The 5,433-nt window shown below is 65.5% G+C and carries 6 protein-coding genes; 1 reads left to right on the top strand and 5 read right to left on the bottom strand.

Annotation, left to right across the window (positions count from 1 at the left end; genetic code table 11):
- The coding region (locus ACLFQI_RS11185) for a hypothetical protein (protein WP_410759358.1) at positions 1–799 on the top strand (799 nt) is incomplete at its 5' end.
- 3 nt (positions 800–802) lie between these two features.
- Here ACLFQI_RS11185 and ACLFQI_RS11190 read toward each other — a convergent pair.
- From ACLFQI_RS11190 to ACLFQI_RS11210, 5 genes are all read right to left on the bottom strand, one after another.
- Positions 803–2,455, bottom strand: a complete 1,653-nt coding sequence (locus ACLFQI_RS11190) for an MBL fold metallo-hydrolase RNA specificity domain-containing protein (protein ID WP_410759360.1) — start codon at positions 2,453–2,455, stop codon at positions 803–805.
- Complete coding sequence (locus ACLFQI_RS11195) at positions 2,445–2,759, bottom strand: HigA family addiction module antitoxin (RefSeq protein WP_410759362.1); 315 nt, start codon at positions 2,757–2,759, stop codon at positions 2,445–2,447. The genes ACLFQI_RS11190 and ACLFQI_RS11195 overlap by 11 nt, the downstream gene beginning before the upstream one ends.
- 14 nt (positions 2,760–2,773) lie before the next feature.
- The gene (locus ACLFQI_RS11200) at positions 2,774–3,523 is read right to left on the bottom strand and encodes a class I SAM-dependent methyltransferase (RefSeq protein ID WP_410759364.1); all 750 of its coding nucleotides are present in this window, start codon (positions 3,521–3,523) and stop codon (positions 2,774–2,776) included.
- A 69-nt stretch (positions 3,524–3,592) separates the two neighbouring features.
- A complete protein-coding gene (locus ACLFQI_RS11205; protein ID WP_410759367.1) occupies positions 3,593–4,675 on the bottom strand; it encodes a hydrolase 1, exosortase A system-associated in 1,083 nt (360 codons plus the stop codon).
- Positions 4,676–4,746: 71 nt separating this feature from the next.
- Positions 4,747–5,433: hypothetical protein (locus ACLFQI_RS11210; protein ID WP_410759366.1), on the bottom strand; the 687-nt coding region annotated here is incomplete at its 5' end.

Here is a 5,433-nt window from a genome sequence, read left to right on the forward strand (position 1 = left end):
CCACTGCCAGCGTTATGACCTGCCCTATCCCAAGACCTGGCTGCTGTCCGATATTAATGCCTTGCCGGCAATCAGCGCCGCAGGGCTGACGTTTCCGCTGATCGTCAAACCGGCGCGGCCGCTGTCCGGGTTCAAGGTGCGCCTGATCGACACGCCCCAAGCCCTAGAACAGCTCGCGCGCGAGCGCCCGCAGGCGCTGCCGTTCCTGCTGCAACATTGGGTGCCTGGCAATGATCGTCGCATCCTGTTCACGGCGTTTTACCTGGATCAGGGACGCATCCTGGCAAGCTTCGATGGCCGCAAGCTCGCCTCCAAGCCGCCGGCACTGGGGCAGACGACGGTGGCGGAATCCTTTCCGCACGCGCAGATGCATGCGCTCGCCGAGCGCTTCTTCGCGCCGCTCAAGCTCTCCGGACCGGTGTCGCTGGAAGCCAAACTGGATGCCGATGGCCAACCCTGGATCATCGAGCCGACCCTTGGCCGCACCGATTATTGGCTGGAGTGCTGTGTCGCGAACGGAGTCAATCTGCCGCTCATCGAGCATCAGGCGCAAAGCGGACTGCCGGTTGCAACACCAACCCAGACGCAGGGAGTGATCTGGTTCGACACCGAGCGCAGCCCAGGCGGTTACCTACGTTTGCGGCTCGGCGGTGGCGAGACAGCGACACGGCGCTGGCGACCTCGGTTTGCCTATTGGAATCGCGCTGACCCAGTACCTTTTTGGATCGGCTTATTGCGATTCGTCCAACATCAAGGGCGACGGGTACTAAGGCGTCTCGCAAAACTATCGCGCAAATAATTGTCAAGGCACCACAACCTCGGTCCCTGTCAGCACCTCGCGCAGCTTTCCGGCCAACGTCGCCTTCGCCCCCTCATCCCCATGCACCAGGCGAATCTCGGCCGGCGCGGTCGCAATCCCAGTGACAAAGTCGATCAGATCGCGCTGGTCGGCATGGGCTGAGTAACCGCCGATGGTATGAATCTGGGCGCGAATGTCGTAGCGCTCGCCGTCGAGCATCACATAGCCCCCGCGCGGACCGTAGCGCTGGATGTCGCGCCCCGGCGTGCCCTTGGCCTGATAGCCGACGAAGAGCACATCATGGCGCAGGTCGCCGAGCATGGCCTTGAGATAGTTCACCACCCTGCCCCCGGCGCACATGCCGCTGGCGGCGATGACCACCGCCGGTTGGCGGCTGTGGGCGAGGTAGTTGACCATGTGCATATGATCAGCATGGTGGTCGACGGTGACCAGTTGCTCGAAGGCGAGCGGGTGGCGGCCTTGTTGCAGCCGGTCTTGGGCCTCGTCGTCCCAGACCTGACGCAGGCGTCGGTAGCCTTGGGTGAAGTCGGCGGCCAGTGGCGAGTCGAGCACGACTTGCAGGCGCTGCCAATGCGGGCGTGCTTGCGCGCCACCCTCGCCGTGGGCGTGGAACAGGCCTTCGAGTTCGTAGAGCAGTTCTTGGGTGCGGCCGATGCTGAAGGCCGGGATGAGCACGGTGCCGCCGTCGGCGAGGGCATGTTCGATCACCGCGCGCAGACGCTCGACGCGGGTGCTGCGGTCTTCATGGCAGCGGTCGCCGTAGGTGCTCTCGAGCACTAGAATGTCGGCGCGCTCGGGCGACTGCGGCGCGGGCAGCAGCGGGGTGTCGGGGGCGCCGAGGTCGCCGGAGAAGACGATGCGTTGGCGCTTGGACGCGGGCTTGTCCGAGGCAGCGCCGGCCAGCGCGGTTTGGCTGGAATCGTCCGGTGCGGCGTTGGCTGCTGGGGACGAGAGATCGATCTCGACATAGGCCGAGCCGAGGATATGGCCGGCGCGCTGGAGGCGGATCAGCGGCCCGCAGTCCGCTGGCTCGCCAGGCTTACTGGCAGCCTCTGCGCTGGTCGCGTCAGGATCCGGATCAGCATTCCCGACGGTAGCGCGCGTTGACTCGCCAACCAGATCGAGCGAAACGACGCCGCCCTGCCCGTCGAGCCGGTGCCATTGCCCGAACGGCAACGCGACGATGCGACTTTGCAGCACGGCGAGCACGCGCTCGATCAGCCGTTGATCGCGCGTGAAGCCGACCTTGAGCGCGTCTTCGAGCACCAACGGCAGCAATTCGGCCGAGGCGGGGCTGGCGAGGATCGGACCCTGATAGCCGGCGGCGAGCAGGTACGGCAGCCGTCCGACGTGGTCGATGTGGACGTGGGTGACGATCAGCGCCTGGATGGGGGCGATGTCGAAGCCGATCTGTAATTGGTTGGCGCGCGCGCCGTCGGCGCCGGCCTCATCGCCCTGGAACAGGCCGCAGTCGATGAGCAGGGAGTGGTAGCCGGCGACGCTCTGGGCGTCGAGGTTTCCGAGGTCAGCGGCCGCCGCGTAACGCAGTTCGTGACAGGAACCGGTCACGCCGGTGGTGGCGCCGTGGTGGTGGATCTCAGGGTGCGTGCTTTTAAGCATTATCTTATGCGGCATGCAAGGGGACAATTCGATCAATCTCCTCTCTAACCGATTGCGCCGCCGTCCAAAGGTCAATGGCACGCTGTGCGTTCAACCAAAACTCTGGAGAGTTACCAAATAAGCGGGCAAGCCGAAGTGCCATTTCAGGGCTGACAGCACGGCGTTCATGCAATAGATCATTGACGAGTTGTGGAGAGAGCCCCAAAGACTCAGCTAATCCGTCAACTGTCAGGCCATAGTCCGGCAGAAAATCTTCCCTGAGCATTTCACCAGGATGAGTCGGTTTGCGCTGCATACCGGCATGATCAGGGATCCTCATCGTTATTACACTCCTCAGCGGTCATTGCACACTTCGACTTTACGCGCAGCGACGAGGAAGGCATGACTCAATGGCGAGGCGAGCCACGGCAAACGCCGCAAGAGCCAGCGCATCGGTCGGGATTCGATCCAAGGCTGCAAGCGCTGCAGCCGGCCGGGCAGGATGGGTACCCAATAGATCCGCACCGACTCCGCGCCTTGGGCGAGCAAGCGCTGGCGCAGCTGCTCGGGATCATCGTAGCGGAGATTCAACGGCGGCCCACCGAGCCGGGCGCGCAGGCGTTTGATCAGCGTGGCCAAGCTGCGCCGGTTCAGCGCATCCACCCAGACCTGTCCGCCGGGGCGCGTTGCCGCCAGCAATTCCGTCAGGACTGACTCGGGCGCGGAGAGCGCCTGCAAGACGCCGAGGCACATGACGCCGTCCATGCTCCCGGGCCGGATCGGTAGCTTGGTGGCATCGCCCACCAGCCAGCGAATGGTCTTGGCGCTGCGTGCGCGCGCCTTTTGCACCGAGGGGAGCGAATAATCCAGGCCCAGTGTGTCGATCGCGCGACTGGCCAGATAGCGGGTGTAACTGCCCGCGCCGCAGCCGGCATCCAGCCAGCGTGCGCCAGGCACGTCGCCGGGCCAGACCCGCTGGAAATGCCGCAGCCGGGTGTCCAAGCCGGAGGTCGTCCAGCCGGCGATCCCGGCATCGTCGTCGAATTGGCGACCGCGCTGCACGAAACGTTGGCGCCAACGTTCTTCGAACCCTGATCGGGCCATCGGCTGCTCCCTAAGAGTGCCCAATCCTTTAGGCAAGTTTAGGCGATTTCTGTCAAAGCCCATACCGCCTTAAGTTGATGAAAAGAACCAATCCCGCGTCCAGTCCGCGACCTGATCGCGCCAGACCTGGCGGGAGAAGGTGTGATTGGCGTCGGGCAATTCCCGCCGGGTGACGCGCGGGGCCTCGAGCAGGCCCTGCCAGGCGGGCGACTGGGCGGCGACGTCGCGAAACTCTGCGGCGGTGAGATCGTCGCCGCTGAGAATCAGCAGGATCGGGCCGCTAAAACGTTGCCAACCTGCGGCCATGCGCTCGGGGAGCGGGCCAGATGGGAGACGTTGCCCCTTGGTCGCCGATAGGCTCGCACCCGGCGTCCCGTTCGCCCCTGCCGTCCCGCTTGCGGCGACCTTCGCGTCCGAATCCGCATCACCGCCCGCGTTGCCGCCTAACGTGTCCGCCGCGCTCGAAGCGCGACCGGCACCGGCGACTCGTCGCACCATTGTCAGCAATGAACGCAGCGAGTTGAGCGGATTGACACGCCCGCTGAGCAGGCTTGTCCAGAAGTCCCGGCTCAGCACGCGGCGCAGGTAGTAGCCCTTGAGATAGGCCTTGGCCAGCCCCTCCTCGGTGCGCACCCAGGGATTGAGCAACACCAGAGCGCTCACGCGCGGATCTTGCCAAGCATAGAACAGGGCGGCGGAAGCGGCATCGCAGAGGCCCCAAATGACGATTTCACGCAGCCCCGGGGATGCCGACTGAAAGCAGTCGATGGCGGCGCGGATGTCCTCGTTGATCTGCTCGAAATCGCGCTGCGGGCCGCTGGAGTCGCCCATGCCACGGTAGTCGAAGCGAAACACGGGGATACCGGCGGCTGCCAGATGCCGCGCCAAGAGCAGGAACTGGCGATGGCTGCCGACCCGATATTGCGGGCCACCGACGACCAGTAGCAGACCGCGCGGCGCCTCGGTGGCTGCGGTTGCGGCTGCGGCGATCGTTGCGGCTTCGGCTCTGGCTGGAATCGCGGTTCCAGCTGCAACTGGGGTTTCAGCTGCAGCGACGACGACAGTTGCCGGATGCAGGATGCCGAGCAACGGCTCGCCACCGACCTCGAAGGTCAGCGCGCGCTCGATCGCAACAGCCTGCCCCCGCTCCATCGCCACGGCTTGCCGTCGCCCCTGCTCCATCGGCGCCTCTTGCGCGGGCGCGTCTTGCATCGGACTCGCCATCATCGGCCCAGCACCTCGGTCAGCGCCTGCTCGGTCGCCGCCAACAAGGCCGGCACCTCGCGGATCTCTTGCGTGGCCCAGAAGGGCTCGCCTTGAACAACGGCGGTTTTGATCTGGATCCCGATGTCTGGCCGTTGCGTTGTCCTTCGCGCTGACGATCGAGGCAACGACTGCCCCGGTAAGATGGCTTGTTCAGCGGCTTGCCGCCAGGCATCGACGACTCGGGCACTCGCCGGCGGGAGCGTTGGAGTCTCCGCTTGGGTCACTTCCAGCCAGCAGACCGAACCATGCTCGGGCGGTTGCAGACGGGCTGCGGCCAGCCGTGCGGCCAGTGCTGGCGCGAGACCGTAGCCGGCCACCTCCAGCACCTCTCCGGCGTCGAGGCGCGCACGCAGTTGGGCGGTGGTTTCCTTGGCGCCGCCGATCATGCCTGCGGCCATGCGCAGGCGCAGGAATTGGGTCAGATGCAGCTCGCCATTGGTCACCGGCTGCCAGAACAGCGTTGCGGCGGGCGTCTCGGCGCGGGTCTCTAGCAGCTCGCCGATCAGCAGACAGCCGGCGCGCAGGCCCCAGAGGATCAGCGGCACCTGGTAGCGGGCTTGCATCTGTTCCAGGCACTGGCCGAGATCCCGCAGCCAGGTCTCCCAGCGCGCATCGGAGAAATCGCCGCTGCTATCGCCGCAGCC

The organism is Halochromatium sp. (assembly GCF_046541315.1).
Lineage (GTDB): Bacteria > Pseudomonadota > Gammaproteobacteria > Chromatiales > Chromatiaceae > Lamprobacter.